The sequence below is a fragment of the Roseateles sp. P5_E1 genome (genome assembly GCF_054049335.1).
In genome coordinates, this window is record NZ_JBFUMN010000213.1 from 1 (window position 1) to 699 (window position 699).

The window sequence follows — 699 nt, forward strand, 5'->3', positions numbered from 1 at the left end:
GACCGACGGCGCGCTCGGCAAGGGCTGCTACGTGGCGCCGACGGTGTTCAGCGACTGTCGCGACGACATGCGCATCGTGCGCGAAGAGATCTTCGGGCCGGTGCTGAGCCTGCTGTCCTACGACACTGAAGAAGAGGCGATCGCCCGCGCCAACGCCACCGAGTATGGGTTGGCCGCCGGCGTGGTCAGCCGCGACCTGAGCCGCGCGCACCGCCTGATCCACCAGTTGGAGGCCGGCATCTGCTGGGTCAACTGCTGGGGCGAATCGCCGGCGCAGATGCCGGTGGGCGGCTACAAGCAGTCCGGCGTGGGCCGCGAAAACGGCCTGGCCACGCTGCGCGCCTATACCCGCACCAAGTCCATCCAGATCGAACTGGACCGCTACGCGTCGGTGTTCTGAACCGGCCTGACAGGAGACCCCCGCGATGAAGCGCGAATACGACTACATCATCATCGGCGCCGGCTCGTCCGGCAACACGCTGGCCGCGCGCCTGACCGAAGACGCCGGCGTCAGCGTGCTGCTGCTTGAAGCCGGTGGCCCGGACTACCGGCTGGACTTCCGCACGCAGATGCCGGCCGCACTGGCCTTTCCGCTGCAGGGCCGCCGCTACAACTGGGCCTATGAGACCGAGCCAGAGCCACACATGGACAACCGGCGCATGGAATGCGGACGTGGCAAGGGCCTGGGCGGTTCTTCGC

The 699-nt window shown here is 68.0% G+C and carries 2 protein-coding genes; both read left to right on the forward strand.

From position 1 onward, the window contains the following. Window positions 1–400 (forward strand): aldehyde dehydrogenase family protein (locus ACXJKJ_RS30670; RefSeq protein WP_457395242.1); only part of this gene is annotated, 400 nt, incomplete at its 5' end. Window positions 401–425: 25 nt separating this feature from the next. After that, window positions 426–699 (forward strand): NAD(P)-binding protein (locus tag ACXJKJ_RS30675; RefSeq protein ID WP_457395245.1); only part of this gene is annotated, 274 nt, incomplete at its 3' end.